Source organism: Hyalangium minutum, assembly GCF_000737315.1.
GTDB lineage: Bacteria > Myxococcota > Myxococcia > Myxococcales > Myxococcaceae > Hyalangium > Hyalangium minutum.
In genome coordinates this window covers 115827-132242 of record NZ_JMCB01000024.1, presented here as the reverse complement: position 1 = coordinate 132242, position 16416 = coordinate 115827, and the positions used below count along the sequence as shown (strand labels likewise).

Here is a 16416-nt window from a genome sequence, read left to right as displayed (position 1 = left end):
TCCACCCCCACCCTACCAAGGAAGTAGGCGGGGAGGTGCCTCACTCAGCGCTCACACCACCTTGAGCCGGGGGCCTCCCTTGGGGGAGGGCCGCAGCCGCGCCATGCCGGGAAGCACCAGGGGCCAGAGCTCCCGCAGGGCCGTGCGGAGCGCCGTGGCGCTCGTGTACCGGTCCTGGGGCTGCTTGGCGAGCAGCGTGTGCACGACGCGCTCGAAGGCCTCGGGCACCTGCGGGGTGAGGGTGCGCACGGGCACGGGCGTTTGTTGCACGTGCAGGAACATCAGTGGCACCGGCTGGGTGTGGCGGAACGGGAGCTGCCCTGTGAGCAGCTCGTAGGCCACCACCCCCAGCGAGTACAGGTCCGTGGCGGCGGAGACAGGCTCTCCCATCACCTGCTCGGGCGCCATGTACTCGGGCGTGCCGAACACGGCGCCGTGGGCAGTGTGGCCCGTCACGTGGGCGCTCTTGGCCAACCCGAAGTCCATCAGCTTCAGCACGCCCGTGTGGGTGATGAAGAGGTTTCCCGGCTTCACGTCCCGGTGCAGCACGCCGCGCTCATGCGCGTGCTCTAGCGCGCACACCGCATGGGTGAGCCAGCGCAGGGACTCGGCCAGCGTGGCTCGCTGCGTCTGCAGCTGCCGCCGCAGATCCATCCCCTGGAGCAGCTCGGAGATGAGGAAGTGGCGGTCCTCGTCCGTCCCCACGTCCAGCAGGCGCAGGACGTTGGGGTGCTCGAGCACCCGCGTGTGCTCCAGCTCCTGGCGGAAGCGGGTCACCATCGCCGCGTCATGGGGCGCGGCCGTCAGCAGCTTGAGCGCCACGAGCGAGCCCACCTGGGTATCCGTGGCGGCATACACCGTCGCGCTGCCGCCCGAGCCCAGCCACCGCTCCACCCGGTAGCGCCCCGCCATCACCTGTCCCGGCACCAGGCCACGCACCGTGGCGGACGTGGAGGGGGGCACGGGCGTCGACCCACCCTGGATCAGCGTGCCGGAGGGGGTTCGGGCGGGCAGGGAGAAAGGCGAGGCCGGGGCTCGCAGGTAGCTCACTCCACCCGAGTCATCATCCTTGCCTTGCACAGAGGGCTCCGTCAGAGGCTAAGCGGTGAGCAGGGACACCTGCGACTGCGCGCCGTTGCCCTCGATGTCCAGGTGCGGCGTGGGCAGGTTGTACTCGGCGGCGGCGCTGGTGGCCTCGACGATAATGGGGCCGGCGATCTCCGGCGGCTCGCCCTGGCACAGCAGGCCCACCACGTGCTCCAGGGTCCACTTGCCCAGGCGCTTCACGGTCAGTCGCTGTCCATCGTAGGTGGCCGTGTCCGCCAGCTCCTGGCTGGTGGTCAGCTTGGCCTCCACCGAGGCTCCCAGGTAGCCGTGCGCCAGCGTCACCACGCGGTCCACCACCGAGTTCCATGCCTGCAGATGGGTGCGGTCCTGGGCCTCGTCCATGATGTCCAGGCCCACCTGGAGCCGCTCCATGCGCTCCAGGAACTGCTGCACCAACGGCCCGCGGACGACACGCCCGTGCTGGGGCGCGATCATCTCCACGGCGGGCGTGAGCTTGCGGATGGTGTCCACCGCGCGCTGCAGCGCCGTGTTCACCGGCATGTAGATCTGATGGAAGGCGCGGATGCCCTTCCAGTCGCTCTCCTCGGCCCACAGCCCCTGGGCGGCCGCGTCGGTGAGGCCGCCGAACAGGTCTCCCGAGAAGAGCACCCGGGTCTGCGGGTCATACAGCATCACCGCGCCCCGGAAGTGGCAGAAGGGTGAGGGCACCGGCAGCAGCTTGTGGCCGGTGGGCACGTTGAGGCCCTGGGCGAACTTCTCCGTGGCGATGAAGCGGTTGCGCGGCAGGTTGAAGTGGACGATGAGCCGCCAGGTGTCCTCCGAGCAGACGATGCCCGCGCGAGGTGCGTAGCGCGCGGAGATGATCGCCGCGGACGAGCCCACGTCCGGATCCTGGTGGTTGATGAAGACCGCCGAGAGCCGATCCAGCCCGCCGATGAGCGACGTCACCTTGGTGTGGATGCTGGAGAAGTCGCTGCTCGAGCCCGGATCGATGAGGAGGTTGAACTCGTTCTGGCGCTGCGTCTTCGGGTCCGTACCCCGGAAGCGGCGCAGGTAGGGGTTCGCGTAGAAGATGCTGCCGGGATCTCGCTTCCCAACCCAGAAAGTCTCGGGAGCAATCTCGACAGGAACCAGGCGCAGATCAGGGGAAGCCGAAGCGGGGGTGGGGGTCATGTGAGTTTTTCTCAGGAAGGGAGGCCCTGAAGCCTGAGCAATGGTGATGCCAGCGACAGTGGGCTCTGAGGGATGCCTCTGGCCCGCAAGGATTGCGTGGAGGTCGCGAGGCCTCCCTTGCCGTGCAAATCTTGCGTCCGTGATTTCCGATCCGTCCGGGTTTGCTGGCTGGGGCTTGCCCGGTCTCTTCCTCGCCGCAGTCCTCGCAGGCTCCATCGTGCCGATGCCCTCCGAGGCGCTGCTCGTGGCAGTGCTCGCCGGAGGCGTCTCGCCGGTGGCGGCCGTCACGGTGGCCACGGTGGGCAACGTGCTGGGAGCGCTGTCGCTCTACCTGCTGGGGCGGTGGGGCGCGCGCGGCGGCGGCGGGCGCCTGGAGCGATGGCTGGCGCGCCGCACGCACCGGGATGCGCCCCGGCTGGAACGGGCCCGGTTGCGGCTGGGGCGGTGGGGGGCTCCCGTGCTCCTCATGTCGTGGCTGCCCATCGTGGGGGACGCGTTCGTCCTCGCCGCGGGGCTCGTGGGAGTGCGAGTGCTTCCGTTCCTGGTGTTCACCACCGTAGGAAAGGGGCTTCGTTATGTCTTCGCGGCGGTGTCCGCGATGACCGCGCTGTGAGCAGCCCGTCAATTTACACGCTTGACGCAACGGCTCGGTTATCCGAGGCGATAATGAGCACGGTGAAACAGGATCCGAGCCTGTTTCACCTGGAGACGGTGTCTCCATGAACCCCCTCACCGCTCCGGCTTTGGAGCAGGACCCAACTCATCGTGCGAATCCCCCAAGCTTCTTCGAGGCCTTCACTCCTGGACCGCCGTCTGCTAGCGGCCCTCCTCTCTCTGGTACTCGCCTCATGCGGTGGTACCGAGCAGGAGCGGGTGGACAATGACACCCTGGGCACCGAGCAGTTGGCGGCGAGCGTGCCGCTGCGGCTCATGGCGGCCAACATCACCAGCGGGAACCTGCAGAGCTACGACCCGGGCGAGGGCATCCGCATCTTCAAGGGCACCAAGCCGGACGTGGTGATGATCCAGGAGTTCAACTACGGGGACAACTCGGCCACGGCCATCCGGACCTTCGTCAACAACGCGTTCGGCACCAGCTTCTATTATTACCGGGAGGCCGGCGCGCAGATCCCCAACGGCGTGATCAGCCGCTACCCGATCATCGCCTCGGGCGAGTGGGACGACACCCAGGTGGACAACCGCGACTTCGCGTGGGCGCGCATCGACGTGCCGGGGCCGAAGGACCTTTGGGTGGTGAGCGTGCACCTGCTGACCGCGAGCAGCAGCGTGCGCAACACGGAGGCCACCAACCTGGTGAACTTCATCAAGGCCAACATCCCCACGGGGGACTACCTGGCCATCGGCGGTGACTTCAACACGGACAGCCGCAGCGAGGCGGCCTTCAGCACCTTCTCCTCCGTGGTCACGACGGCCAGCCCGTACCCGGCCGACCGCAACGGCAACACCAACACCAACGCAGGCCGCGCCAAGCCGTACGATCACGTGCTGGTGGACAGCGATCTGCGCGCGTACCAGGTGGCCACGGTGATTGGCGGCAGCACCTTCTCCGGAGGCCTGGTGGCGGACACGCGCGTGTACTCGCCCATCGCGGAGATCTCTCCGGCGCTGGCCAGCGACAGCGGCGCCACGAACATGCAGCACATGGGCATCATCAAGGACTTCCTCATCCCGGGTGACACCACCAGCGCGGGCGTCACGGTCACCTCGCCCAACGGCGGCGAGAGCTGGGCGGGCGGCAGCAGCCAGTCCGTCACCTGGTCGGCCTCGGGCGTGACGAACGTGAAGCTGGAGTACACGCTGGATGGCAGCACCTGGACGGTGATCACCTCCAGCACGTCTGCCTCCACGGGCAGCTACACGTGGACGGTGCCGAGCAGCGCCACCACGGCGGCGAAGGTGCGCGTGAGCGATGCGTCCAACTCGGCCGTGACGGACTCCAGCAACGCGGCCTTCACCGTCACCACGGGCGGTGGCGGGGGTTCGGGGACGGTGTTCATCAACGAGGTGCTCATCAACGAGCCAGGCTCGGACGTGAACGGCGAGTTCGTGGAGTTGGTGAACCCTGGCAGCACGGCGGTGAGCCTGGCCGGGTGGACGGTGTCGGACGCGGCGGGTCTGCGGCACACGTTCGCCAGCGGCACCAGCCTGGGGGCGGGGAAGGCGATCGTCATCTTCGGTGGGGCCTCGGCTATTCCGGCAGGTCTGACCAACGCGGTGGCGGCGTCCACAGGCTCGCTCAACCTGAGCAACAGCACCGAGACGGTGACGGTGAAGAACGCGTCGGGGACGACGGTGGACACGGTCTCGTTCAGCTCGTCGCTCACGGGCACGGACGGCGTGTCGGCCAACCGGAGCCCGGATGCCAGCAGCACCAGCACGACGTTCGTGCTGCACACCACGCTGGTGTCGAGCCGCACCTCCTCGCCCGGTGTTCGCGCGAGCGGCTCCGCGTTCTAGTGAAGAGCGGCTCCTGACGGGAGCCTGAGTGGCAAGGACGCCCGGGACCGGAGAAGCGGCCCGGGCGTTTTCGTGGGTGGGCGCTAGGCCAGGGGCAGCTCCAGCGTGGCCGTGGCGCCCTGGCCCGGCCCCGCGCTCTCCAAGCTGAGGCGCCCGCCCATCATCCGCGCCGCCAGCGCGCTCGAGTGCAGGCCCAGCCCGTGGCCTCCCTTGCGCGTGGTGAAGCCCTGGGAGAACAGGCGCGCGTGGACCTCGGGCGTGAAGCCCATGCCGTTGTCCACCACCTGGATGCGGGCATGGTTGTTCACGGCCTCCAGCTTCACCCGTAGCCGCCGCTCTCCATTCGGCCGCGGGGCCATCGCGTTCTTCGCGTTGCTGATCAGGTTGATGAGGATCTGCAGCACCTTGTGCTTGTCCACCTGGACCCGGGCGAGCGAGTCGAGCTCGCGCGAGATGGTGATGCCGTGGCGCTGGAGCGCGGCCAGCTGAATGCTCAGCGCATCCTCGACCAACTGGGCCAGGTCGCACTCCTCGGTGATGAGCGTGCTGCGGGCAAAGGTCTGCTGCAGCTGGACGATGGCCCGGATGTGCTCCATGTGCATGCCCATCGCGGACAGCCCTTCCTGCAGCGACATCTGCTCGCGCTGCAGCTCCTCCGTGAGGGCTTCGAGGTACTCCGGCAGCTGCGTGCCGCGAGAGTCTCGCGTGAAGAAGTCCGCCAGAGACTGGCGCTGCTCGTGGAGCAGGGCGGTGACCTGCTTCAACCGTCCCATGCGGGTGGCTCCCAGCGTCTCGTTCATCATGTGCACGTTGACGATGGCGCTGGTGAGCACGTTGCCCACGTTGTGGAGCACGCTGGTGGCCACCTCGGCCATGCCCGCCGCGCGCGCTGTCTCCACCAACTGCGTCTGGGCCTGCTTCAGCTCCCGGGTCCGCTCCTCCACCCGCTTCTCCAGGTCGTCATTGGCGCGCCGCAGCGCCGCCTCGGCGCGCTGGACGTCCGCATACAGGCGCGCGTTCTCCAGCGAGATGGCCGCCTGGGAGGCGATGTGCCCCAGCAGCGTGCTGCGCGCCGGGGTGAAGGCATTGGTGGCCAGGCTGTTCTCCAGATAGAGCACTCCCCGGAACTCCCCCTGGCGCAGCAGGGGCAGGCAGAGCACGGAGCGGATCTTCCCGCGCTCCAGCCACTCATCCGCCGAGAAAGGATGAGGCTGCGCGGCATCGCCGATGAGCACCTGCTCCCGCGTCCGCCGCACGTACGAGATGAGCGTCCAGGGCAGGGCGTGCTCGTCCGAGGGGGCCTCGGGCGTGGTTCCCGAGAGGGCCATGACGGAGAGCGTCCCTCCGCGTGGAAGCAGCAGGGCGCCCCGCTGCGCACCGGCGTTCTCGATGGCGACCTGCAGCAGCGTGGTGGCCAGCCGCTCCAGGACAATCTCTCCGGAGATGGCCTGCTGCGCCTTCACCACCGTGAGCGCGTCAATCTGCGTGGAGTCCGTGTCGGTGACCGTCCCCTCGTTGGGGGACGCGGCGACGTGAGGCCACTGCGCGGCCAGCTGCTGCGCCTTCCCGCCCGCGCCCCAGCGCAGGTACGCCTCGAGGGCCTTGCGCGCGTAGGTCTCGGCAATGGTGGGCACGCGCCGCTTGAACCAGAAGCGGGCGGCGAGCTCGCTGGCCATGGCCGCGTATTGGATGTAGCCGTACTCGCGGGCGGCCTGGAGCGCCTCGTCGTACGCGAGCAATGCCGCGTCCTCATCGCCCGCGACGCGCGACAGCTCCGCGAAGGCCAGCCGCTCGGGCGCGCGGAAGTTCGGGGGGGAGTTGCTCGCCCACTCCGCCATCTGCCGGTGGTGCTTGCGGAGCTGCTCGAGGGCCGCCGCCCGTGCTTCGGCGCCCATTTCAGGGAAGTGGGCCGCCAGGCTCAGGGCGCGGAAGAGGTGGAGGTCCACCATCTCGATGAAGCCCATGGAGCTCCACAGCAGGCTGGCGGCCTTGTCTCCCGCTTGGAGCGCCCGCTCGTAGTCGCCGCACATGAAGCGCGACTGCATCTTGATGATCCAGTACCAGCACGTCATCAAGGTCATGCTCTGGGGCGTCAGCGCGGCTTCGAAGGCCTCCTCGTTGAACTCATTGCAAGTCAGGGTGTTGAACGAGAGGGTGAGCCCCCGGAGCTGCTGGACGTAGGCCTGGGTGAACTGGACGATGTCCTGCACCTCCTGGTAGCGGACCTTGCGCAGGAAGTCCAAGCGGGCCACGGACTCCTGGTAGACCTCCTCCAGCTCGTGCCCGAGCGAGAGGCGGACCGTGACGAGCTGATCACAGCAGTAGCAGGCGAGCTGGACGTCGCTGGCCTGAAGCGCCTGCTGGAAGGCCTGCCGGAACAGATCGATCGAGAGGGCGAGCGGCTGGGTCCAATAGCTGATGGGCCCCAAGCTGTAGGTCGCCTGCAGCCGGCAGGGCGCCAGATCCGCGTAGCGCTCGACGAGGGCCAGGGAGAGCTGAGCGAAGGCGTACCCTTCGTGGTAGCGCCCGAAGGCGTGGCCCACCACCAGTCCATAGGTGGAGTAGCCGTAGATGGAGGCGGCCGAGTTGCCATGCCGGAGGCTGAGCGAGACGAGCCGGCAGACGTGAAGGATGAGCAGGTTGTTGTCCGTGAGGAGCGCCGGCGCGTACATGGCGGGGAACACGCTCATCACCGCGTCCATGTCCGGGTCGTTCATCCGCGGCAGATGGATCAGGCTGTCGACGGAGCGGCTGCCCATCAGTGCCCAGACTTCCTCATTGGCCGCCACCACCTCTTCCCAGGAGGGGTGCGCGGGCATGGGCATGCCCAGCAGCGACAGGCACTCCAGGAGGCTGTCGCGGGCGGCATGGACCTGGCCCCGGGCCATGTGGAGCTCGCTCTTGAGGCGGTAGAGCGCCGAGAGCTGGAGCCGCGTGCGCGCGTGAGGCCGCAGCTGCTCCACCAGACGGAGCGCCTCGGTGGCATGGCCGAGCATGGACTCGCAACGCGCCTGATCCAGCCGGACCTTGAAGGCCAGCGTGGGGTCTACCTCCCAAGGGTCCTTGGGGATGAGCTGGAAGGCCACCGCGAAGTAGGCCGCCGCCGAGCGGAACGCGGTGGAGGCCTGGGCTTTGGCGCCCGCGCCCGCGTTCAGGCCTGCGACGCGGTGGCGCTCCGCCGGGTCCGTCAGCAGCTCCGCTCCGGCGTTGAGCTGGCCCACCACGTCGAAGAGCCGCTCCTGGAGTTCCTCGGGAGACAGGCTGGCCAGCAGCAGGCGGCCAATGCGCAGGTGCACGGCCTTGCGCTCCTCCAGGGGAATGAGGGCGTGGGCCGCTTGCTGGATGCGGTCGTGGAGGAAGCGGTAGTTCTCCGAGCCGGTGAGCGCCACCAGGCCCTCCTGGAGCGCGGGCTCGAGCCGATGCTCCACCTGCCCCGAGTCCTCCAAGCCGGAGATGAGGAGGAGGATGCGCAGCGGGAAGGCGTTGCCCACACAGGCTGCCAGCCGCAGCAGGTGCTGCGTGTCCGTGGGCAGCTGGCGCAGCTTGCCCACCATGAAGTCTACGACGTTGTCGGAGTAGCCCTTGGCGCGGACGGCCTCGGCATTCCAGCGCCAGGTGCCATCGGGCGTGCGCACCAGCAGGCCGTCCTGGTTGAGCGTGAGCAGGAACTGGAGGAGGAAGAAAGGGTTGCCGCCTGTCTTCGCCCGGGCCAGCGCCGCCAATGGCTCGACCACCGCCAGGCCCGCGCCGGGCAGGGTGTCGGCCACGAGCTGCTGAACGTCCTCGAAGCTCAGCGGCTCCAGCCGCAGGTCCGTCATCCGCGCCCCGGCTTTCCGCAGCTCCACGAGCGTGAGCGCCAGCGGGTGTGAGGGGCTCACCTCATTGTCGCGGTAGGCACCGATCACCAGCATGGGCGGCGTCTCGGTGTGGGTGAGCAGGTGCTGGAGCAGCTGGAGGGTGGCCATGTCCGCCCACTGCAAGTCGTCCAGGAAGAGGACCAGCGGGTGCTCGGGGGTGGCGAAGACGCCGAGGAACCGGCGGAACATGCGGTTGAAGCGGTTTTGCGCCTCGGAGGCCGGCATCTCCGGGAGCGTGGGCTGCGGGCCGGCGACGAGCTCGAGCTGGGGCACGATGTCCACCAACATCTGCCCCTGTCCCTCCCAGGCCTCGTGCAGATACTCCGACCACCGGAGGAGCTCCGAGTCCGTGCCCGTGAGCAGTTGCTGCGTCAGACCCCGGATGGCCTGGGCCAGGGTGGAGTAGGGGATGTCCTGCTGGAACTGGTCGAACTTGCCGCTGAGGAAGAAGCCGCGCTGGCGCACCACCGGCTTGTGCAGCTCATGCACCACCGCGGACTTCCCGATGCCCGAGTATCCGCTCACGAGGACCAGCTCGGGCCGGCCCTCGACGGCGATGCGCTCGAGGCGCTGGCGCAACGTGGCGGCCTGCGCGTCCCTTCCATAGAGCCGCTGCGGCAGCTGGAAGCGCGTCGGGTAGTCGTGGAGTCCGGGAAGGAAGTCCTCCCGCTGGCCCCGGCTCAGGGTGTCCTGGCACCGCTCCAGGTCGGCCTTCAGTCCTTCGGCGCTCTGGTAGCGCTCCTCGGCCACCTTGGCCAGCAGCTTCAGGACGATGGCGGACAGCACGGGCGGCAGGCCGGGGACCCGCTCGGTGAGCGGCTGTGGCGCCAGCGCCATGTGCGCGTGGAACCACTCCAGCACGTCGCGCCCGTGGAAGGGGCGGCTGCCGGTGAGCAGCTCGTAGAGGGTGATGCCCAGCGAGTACAGGTCCGTCCGGTAGTCCACCGAGCGGTTCATGCGCCCGGTTTGCTCCGGGGACATGTACGGCAGGGTGCCCTCGACGAGGGTGCCCTGTAGCGCATCCACGTGCTCCACGAGCTGAAGGCTGGCGCTGCCGAAGTCGATGAGGCGCGTCTCGCCCTTGGGCGTGAGGATGACGTTGGAGGGCTTCAGGTCCTTGTGGACAATGCCGCGGCGGTGGAGCTCTGCGAGCGTCGAGGCCAGGGCAATGCTCAGCTCCAGGGCGCGCAGCACCTCGAGCGGCTTGCCGGTGTGCTCGGACAGGGGGGCACCCTCGACCTCCTCGAGCAAGAGCACTGGACGATCCTGGATCTGCTCGCAGGTGTGGACGTGGGTCACCCCCCGCACGTCCCGGAGCCGCTGCAGGATGCCGAACTCGCGGCGGTACCGCTCGCGCTCCCGGGGGCCGGGCGAGGGTGCCACCGGGGTTTTCAAGATCAGAGGCAGGCCGTCCGAGTCGCGGACGGCGTGGAACAGCAGGTTGGCGCCAGTCGACTTGATGGCTCCAAGAAGGGTGTAGCCTGGGATGGTGATCATGACGGGCCTCTGGGCGGGCATAGCCGTCGCCCTGGCGGTGTGCCCAGTAAAGCAGAGGCTCGCCCGGCATACGCATGTCCGCGTGGGGACCCCGGAGCGACGCTTGCTTGGGTGCCTTGACCCCCGCCGGGCTCCGTCTCTAGAGGCCGAGAAGAAGCCTTAGCGCACTCTCGGTGGAGGGCCCGAGGGCGCTGTCTCCGAGGCAGGCTCCTTCCAGACGGTGTTGGGTTCACGGAGAGCGAACCCCTCGAAGGTCACCGCGAGGCTGTCCTCCGGCGCATGGAGGCGGTACCACCACCCCACGGGGAGTAGCAGCAACTCGCCCGCCGCCAGTTCCACCGTCAGTCGCAGCGCGGGGGTGGGAGGCGCGGCTCCCTCCTGCTCGGTGCTGCCCCCCGCCTCTTCCCGTGTGATGCGATGGAGCTCGAACGAGGGGACGAGCTGCAGGACACTCCTTCCCGAGAGCTGACAGCGCAGCAGGTTCTTCCGCAGCGGGCCCAAGGGGAGCTCTGCCCCAGCGGGCTCGAGCCAGAGCCGCGGAGCGCTGGCCTGAAGGTCCTCGGCGGCGTATCCGCGAGGAGGGTGGAGCTCCTCCAGCAGCGGCTTCCATTCCGCGCGCTCCAGCAAGGACACGGAGAGGGGCTCTCCCGGGCGAGCCACCGGGCCGAGCTGCTCGGTGATGCGGGCCAGTGTCCACCCGCCCCGTGCCGTCCACTCCGTGAGCGCGCCCTGGATCACCACCGGCCGGTTGCGAAAGTAGTAGCGCTCGAAGAAAGCCTCTGCGGGCAGTGCCACGTGGCGGTCCACCTGCTGGTGCGCGCCCGCCTGCCGGAAGAACTCCGCGTAGACGTCCAGGAGCGTCTCCATCTTCCGCTGCATCTGGGCCACCCGCACGACGCCCTGGAAGTGAGGATCCTGCGTCTCGGCCAGCAGGGCCGAGCGAGCCAGCTCCGCGTCCACCCCGCCCTTCACCAACACCTCCACCAGCTCCTCCGCCTCCACCCCGAGCAGCAGGTTCTCGACGAGCCACTCCCTCCACTCGGCGGAGAGCGCGGAAGGGTCTTTGCCCGAGTCCTGGGTCATGGAGTCTCCACCTTTCTCATGGCCGCGCCCTCGCTGTCCGGGTCCGGGCCGATCCAGCAGTTGCGCCAGTACGTGTTCCGCTCGGGCAAATCAAAGCTCACGAACGTCACGGAGATGCTCACATCCAGGGCGTGCACGGCATGCCACCACCCCACGGGAATCAACAGCGCATCGCCCGGGCCCACCACGAAGTCCAGCACCGTGGCGTGCTGGAACTCGGGGAAGCGTGCGGGATCCGGCGTCCGGGGATCCACGGCGCTGTACAGCCCCTGGTGGTTGTAGGCGCGAGGCAACTCGAAGGAGGGGATGAGCCGGAAGCGCTTGCGTCCGAGCACCTGGCAGAAGAGCACGTTGAGGTGGTCGTGATGCAGGGCGGCCCAGGTTCCCGCCGGGCCGAACCACAGGTGGACGCTGTCGGGGACGTGGATGTCGGGACGGATGAAGCCCTTCGGCGCTCGGATGTCCTCCAGCAAGGGCTGGAACGCCTCGCGCTTCAGCAGGCTGTTACGCGCCACCATGTAGATGTCGTTCGACTCTTGGGTGGCTTCGATCCGCGCGGCGTACTCGCGCATCGACAGGGAGGTCCTCAGGCGGGAGACGTGGAGATCCGGCTGGGCCTCCGCATCCCGCCCGGCCATCACCTCGACCTGCGCGTCTCCGAAGCGGTCCGCGAAGAACCCGGGCGACCAGCGCCGCAGCGCTGGCCAGTCCTCGAGCAGTCCTTCGATGACCACGGGCCGATTCTGGAAGTAGTAGCGCTCGAAGAACTCGGCGGGGGCGAGCTGGGCTCGGCGCTCGACACCCTGTCCCGCTTGGGACTGCCGGTAGAGCGCGCTGTAGGTGTCCAGGAGGGCTCTCAGGTGCGCCCGGCGCGCGAGGTGACGCGAGGCCCCGCGCACCGCGGGGTGGGCCGCGGCGGCTTCCAACTCCGCGCGCGCTACCTCAGGCGCCAAGCCCCCCTGGACCAGCGAGGAGAGCAACGCCTCCCGGGGGACGCCCAGGGCGAGGTTCTCGGCGATCCACTCACGCACCGGCATGGCGCGGATATGATATGAGGAGGAGCGGCTTTCGAAGCGAGGACTTCATGTCGAGCAACGGTGATGCGTCGTCGAAGCAGGGCCGGAACAACTGGATGATCGTCCCGAATCCGTTCATCGTCCCGAATCCTTCGCCGAACCCCGGCGAGGAGACGTTCGAGCGCACCCAGCGCAAGCCGACCGCTCCGCCCTCCAAGCCGCCGCTCGCGCGCTGAGGGACGCTCACAACAGCCGCCAGGGCGTGTTACCGCCCGGAACCTCGAACGTCTGGAACGACACCGACACGCTCACGTCGAGAGCGTGGACCCAGTGCCACCAGCCCACCGGGATGAAGAGCAGCTCTCCCGGTTCGAGCACGGCCTCCACCAGATCCACATCGCGGTAGGCGGGGAACCGCTCGAAGTCGGGGCGTGTGGCGTCCACCTCGCTCCAGACGCCGTGGTGATTGTAGAGACAGTGGAGCTCGAAGGACGGGATGAGCTTGAAGTGCTTCCGCCCGTGAACCTGGGCGAACAGGACGTTGGACAGATCGTGATGCAGAGAGGTGAGGGTCCCCGCGGGGCCCACCCAGAGCTTCACGGTCCGGTCGCGGACTGGGCGCAAGAGCCCTTCGAGCGGGCGCAGATCCTCGAACATGACGCGCAGCTCCGGCCGCTCCAGGGCGAAGTTGCGCGCGGTGAGGTAGAGATCATTGGTGGGACCGCCGCTCAGCAGCCGCTGAATGAAGTCTCGCAGGGGCATCACCGAGCGAAAGCGCTCAGGGGCGATGTCGTGGCTCGGATCGCTCTCCCGGCCGGCCATCACCTCCACCGGAATGTCCCCAAAACGCTCGGCTAAGCGCTCGGGACGCCAGCTGTCCATGGCGGGCCAGTCCTTCATCCGTCCCTGGAGGATGACGGGCCGGTGTGCGTAGTAGTAGCGCTCGAAGAACTCGCTCGCGGAGAGGTCCGCCCGGCGCTCCAGGCGCTGGTTCCACCCGGACTGGCGGTGCAGCGCGGCGTACGTCTCGAACAATGCGCGCAGCTCGCCCTGCCGCTGGGTGACACGCGTGGCCGCCACCACCGCTGGGTGATGACGGGTGGCCTCTACCGCCGCCCGTGCCGTGGCGGACTCCACGCCCTCCTGAACCAGACGCTCCGTCAGGAGCGCCGGAGGGACGCCTCGCGTGAGGTTTTCAGCCAACCAGGCCTGCTGCTCCGGCGCGAGGCGCTGTGATTCCATCCGCGCCACGGTACTCGGGATGAACTTCTTCTGGAACATGGCGGGCGGGATAATGTGGCTCCGCCATGCTGCCAATCCTCCGGGAGCGGGCGCTGCTGTTCGCGGTCTACTTGACGCTGCTGGCGCTCTTCCCCGTCAACACGCCGTTCGATTCGAAGCTGACGCTGCCGACCACGGTCTCCCTGCTGCGCGAGGGGAACATCAACCTGGACGAGTACGCGCCCACCTTCGAGACGTACCGCCACGGGCTCTACGAGCGGGAGGGGCACCTCTACAACTTCTTCCCCTTGGGGCCCTCGCTGGCGGCGCTACCGCTGGTAGCGCTCACGGACGGGGCCGCGCGCCTGGCCGAGCCCCTGGGCCACGTACATCCTTCCTTCTCTCGTCCGGTGGCGCGCTGGCGGGCCCTCTACGACGCCACGGGAGCGCTGCCGCTGGAGGACTGGAATGATCCGCAGCGCTTGTTCGCCTCGGTGATGGTAGCGCTGGCGGGGGTGGTGATGTACGCGCTGGGGAGACAGACGCTGTCGCGTCCCCGGGCGCTGCTGCTCTCCACAGCCTTTGTCTTCTGCACACCGGCGCTGTCCACGGCGAGCCGAGCCCTGTGGCAGCACGGGCCCTCCATGCTGTGCCTGTCGTGGGTGCTGCTGTGCCTGGTGAAGGCGCGGGCGGAGCCGCGCTATGCGGGGTGGGCGGGGCTGCCGCTCGCGCTGTCGTACGTCATGCGGCCCACCAACGGGGTATCCGTGCTGCTGCTGTCCGTGTACGTGCTGTGGACGCACCCGCGGCAGGCGGTGAAGTTCTGCACGGGGGCCCTGGTGGTGGCGGTGCCATGGTGCGCGCTGAACCTGGCCCACTACGGCTCGGTGCTGGCGCCGTACTACGACTCGCAGCGGCTGGAGACGAACCTGGCGCTCTTCGCCGAGGCGCTCGCGGGCAACCTCGTCTCGCCGGCCCGTGGGCTGTTGGTGTTCACGCCGCTGGTGCTGCTGAGCTTCTGGGGGCTGGTGCTGGAGCGCCGGGCGGGCACCTTCACGCGGCTGCACGGCTTCCTGCTGGGGGCCTTCGTCCTCCACTGGCTGGCCATCTCCTCCTTTCCGCACTGGTGGGCAGGGCACTCGTATGGGCCGCGCTTCTTCACGGACATGGTGCCCTACCTCTTCTTCTTCCTGGTGCCGGTGGTGCGCGAGCTGGGTTGGAGCGGAGAGCGGGCGCGGCGTCCGCTCACGGCCACCTTCGCGGTGCTGGCGCTGGTGAGCCTGGCCATCCACATCCACGGTGCCAGCTCGCGCAAGGTGTACCAGTGGAACAGCACCCCGGTGGACCTGGACTTCCACCCCGAGCGGCTGTGGGACTGGAGCGATCCACAGTTCCTCGGGCGGCGTTCCTGAGGTTGGGGCGGCTGCCTTCCAGCCCAGCGTGTCGCGAACACGCAGCTGAGTAGTCTCTCCACGCAGCCCCCGTTGCCGGAATCTGCGGCGGAACCCTTCCGCGCACAACCCTGCTGCACGATTCCTGGCCTGTGCTGCGTTCCCAGCGCTCCCCAGGCATCTCGGTGACATCACCCCAGGCTCCGGGTCTTGGCACGGCGGGTGCTCTGCGCCCCGGCACGTGCAGCAACCAAGCTTCGCTGCACAGCTGGGTGCGTGCATCCAGGCAGATCCAACCCTTGAACGATCACCGCAGGAGAAAGAAGAAAATGATGAAGCAGAGTGTCATCGGCGGCGCCCGAGCGCGGCTCGTGTCGGCGCTGCTCTCGAGCATGACCTGTGCAGCCATGATCCTGAGTGCGGCGGCGGAAGCCGCGGACAGCAGGGTCCCTCGCGCGACGAGTCAGGAACCGCAAAGTTCTCCCCCGCGGGGTTTCTCCTCGTGGGCGGAGCTGGCGGCGGCGCAGGAACCCCTGACCCGGGCTGCGGACGCGCTGAGCGAGCTCATCGAGGCTCGTGGGCTGAGCGGGTTCTCGGGAATCACCCTCGACGTGCCCCAGCGGCTCGTCACGCTGTACTGGAAGGCTGGCCAGAAGCTTCCGCTCGAGGTGGCCCACCTCGTGGAGCAGCTCACCTCGCGGGAAGGCATCCAGATCGCGCAGGCCGAGGCCGCGTACTCGAAGGCCGAGCTGCGGGCCGAGGCGGAGCGTATCTTCGATGAAGCTCTCGCGCCTGGCGTCGCGCCGGGGGTTCAGGTGTACAAGGTGGCTCCTCTTCCGGGCTGGTCGGGCCTGTCCGTGAGCATCAGTGGGCCGGTGGAGGAGGCCTCACGGATGGCGATCTTCAATCAGAAGGTCCATCTGAAGCTCGAGCAAGGCAGGCCTCTCGCCCACTTCTCGCGCCTGGACGACTGGGCGCCCTATTTCGGAGGCGCTCGCATCAAGAACTCCACCGTCTCCTGCTCCTCGGGCTTCGCGGTGGGCAACCTCTTCGGCCAGGGAATGCTCACGGCGGGGCATTGCGCCCATGGCAACGGCGTCACCTTCTACACGGGGGTCGGCAACGTCATGGGGTCCACGACGGCATACAACAAGCCCTATGACACCGTCCGGATTGCTGTCGCCGCGTCTGGCGATATCTACGATGGCGGCGTCGGGGTGGGTGAGTTCACCAAGGGGGTCGCCGGCGCCAGCAGGAACTACGTGGGAAACTGGGTGTGCACCTCGGGCTCCTTCTCTGGCGCCCGCTGCAACATCATGGTGACCAACGTCGGCATCTACTGGAACGACATCACCACCTACCGGTATGGCCCCATGGTCGAGGCCGAGGAGCAGTCCCATGAGTTCGCCGCCGGTCCAGGCGACAGCGGCGGCCCCGTCTTCTCGCTCTCCTCCACGGCGGGAATGGTCGTCGCGAAGGGGACCATCAGCGCTGGAGACCCGGGCGGTGCCCCTGCCTCCTGCACGGATTCGGCTCGGACGGATTGCAGCTACCGCATCGTGTACCCCGATATCAAAGATCTCTTGAGCGTCCACGACGTGTGGATCGTGACCCAGTGATGAGCCACCCGAA

Annotated in this window: 11 protein-coding genes; 5 read left to right on the top strand and 6 right to left on the bottom strand. The window is 68.4% G+C overall.

The window, feature by feature from the left end:
- Positions 1-51: 51 nt before the first annotated feature.
- On the bottom strand, positions 52-1080 hold the full coding sequence (locus tag DB31_RS40000; protein WP_044198264.1) for a serine/threonine-protein kinase: 1029 nt from the start codon (positions 1078-1080) through the stop codon (positions 52-54).
- A gap of 18 nt (positions 1081-1098) precedes the next feature.
- Complete coding sequence (locus DB31_RS39995; protein ID WP_044198263.1) at positions 1099-2241, bottom strand: MBL fold hydrolase; 1143 nt, start codon at positions 2239-2241, stop codon at positions 1099-1101.
- 142 nt (positions 2242-2383) lie between these two features.
- Here DB31_RS39995 and DB31_RS39990 point away from each other — a divergent pair, with 142 nt between their 5' ends.
- Positions 2384-2854, top strand: a complete 471-nt coding sequence (locus DB31_RS39990; RefSeq protein ID WP_044198343.1) for a YqaA family protein — start codon at positions 2384-2386, stop codon at positions 2852-2854.
- Positions 2855-3171: 317 nt separating this feature from the next.
- Positions 3172-4719 (top strand): lamin tail domain-containing protein, encoded by a 1548-nt coding sequence (locus tag DB31_RS39985; RefSeq protein ID WP_240487186.1) that lies wholly within the window; start codon positions 3172-3174, stop codon positions 4717-4719.
- An 83-nt stretch (positions 4720-4802) separates the two neighbouring features.
- Here the strand turns inward: DB31_RS39985 and DB31_RS39980 are convergent, their stop codons facing one another.
- The 3 genes from DB31_RS39980 to DB31_RS39970 form a co-directional block, all read right to left on the bottom strand.
- The gene (locus DB31_RS39980) at positions 4803-10073 is read right to left on the bottom strand and encodes a trifunctional serine/threonine-protein kinase/ATP-binding protein/sensor histidine kinase (protein ID WP_044198260.1); all 5271 of its coding nucleotides are present in this window, start codon (positions 10071-10073) and stop codon (positions 4803-4805) included.
- A gap of 159 nt (positions 10074-10232) precedes the next feature.
- A complete protein-coding gene (locus DB31_RS39975; protein ID WP_044198258.1) occupies positions 10233-11156 on the bottom strand; it encodes a cupin domain-containing protein in 924 nt (307 codons plus the stop codon).
- On the bottom strand, positions 11153-12193 hold the full coding sequence (locus DB31_RS39970; protein WP_044198256.1) for a cupin-like domain-containing protein: 1041 nt from the start codon (positions 12191-12193) through the stop codon (positions 11153-11155). Before DB31_RS39970 ends, DB31_RS39975 begins: the two co-directional genes overlap by 4 nt.
- A gap of 47 nt (positions 12194-12240) precedes the next feature.
- Here DB31_RS39970 and DB31_RS49365 point away from each other — a divergent pair, with 47 nt between their 5' ends.
- Positions 12241-12408, top strand: a complete 168-nt coding sequence (locus DB31_RS49365) for a hypothetical protein (RefSeq protein ID WP_157232395.1) — start codon at positions 12241-12243, stop codon at positions 12406-12408.
- A 7-nt stretch (positions 12409-12415) separates the two neighbouring features.
- On the opposite strand, the gene DB31_RS39965 is transcribed toward DB31_RS49365, so the two are convergent.
- Positions 12416-13453 carry a cupin-like domain-containing protein gene (locus DB31_RS39965; protein ID WP_240487184.1) on the bottom strand — a complete coding sequence of 346 codons (1038 nt, stop codon included), beginning with the start codon at positions 13451-13453 and terminating at the stop codon, positions 12416-12418.
- Between the two features lie 26 nt (positions 13454-13479).
- Here DB31_RS39965 and DB31_RS39960 point away from each other — a divergent pair, with 26 nt between their 5' ends.
- Both DB31_RS39960 and DB31_RS39955 read left to right on the top strand, forming a co-directional pair.
- The gene (locus DB31_RS39960) at positions 13480-14805 is read left to right on the top strand and encodes a glycosyltransferase family 39 protein (RefSeq protein WP_044198255.1); all 1326 of its coding nucleotides are present in this window, start codon (positions 13480-13482) and stop codon (positions 14803-14805) included.
- A 308-nt stretch (positions 14806-15113) separates the two neighbouring features.
- A complete protein-coding gene (locus DB31_RS39955) occupies positions 15114-16403 on the top strand; it encodes a S1 family peptidase (RefSeq protein WP_240487183.1) in 1290 nt (429 codons plus the stop codon).
- Positions 16404-16416 lie beyond the last annotated feature (13 nt).

Bases quoted from the DNA above. Each gene is read 5' to 3' on its own strand.
- DB31_RS39995 (WP_044198263.1), bottom strand. From the start codon at position 2,241: ATGACCCCCACCCCCGCTTCGGCTTCCCCTGATCTGCGCCTGGTTCCT.
- DB31_RS39985 (WP_240487186.1), top strand. From the start codon at position 3,172: ATGGCGGCCAACATCACCAGCGGGAACCTGCAGAGCTACGACCCGGGC.
- DB31_RS39980 (WP_044198260.1), bottom strand. From the start codon at position 10,073: ATGATCACCATCCCAGGCTACACCCTTCTTGGAGCCATCAAGTCGACT.
- DB31_RS39975 (WP_044198258.1), bottom strand. From the start codon at position 11,156: ATGACCCAGGACTCGGGCAAAGACCCTTCCGCGCTCTCCGCCGAGTGG.
- DB31_RS39970 (WP_044198256.1), bottom strand. From the start codon at position 12,193: ATGCCGGTGCGTGAGTGGATCGCCGAGAACCTCGCCCTGGGCGTCCCC.
- DB31_RS49365 (WP_157232395.1), top strand. From the start codon at position 12,241: ATGTCGAGCAACGGTGATGCGTCGTCGAAGCAGGGCCGGAACAACTGG.
- DB31_RS39965 (WP_240487184.1), bottom strand. From the start codon at position 13,453: ATGTTCCAGAAGAAGTTCATCCCGAGTACCGTGGCGCGGATGGAATCA.
- DB31_RS39960 (WP_044198255.1), top strand. From the start codon at position 13,480: ATGCTGCCAATCCTCCGGGAGCGGGCGCTGCTGTTCGCGGTCTACTTG.
- DB31_RS39955 (WP_240487183.1), top strand. From the start codon at position 15,114: ATGATGAAGCAGAGTGTCATCGGCGGCGCCCGAGCGCGGCTCGTGTCG.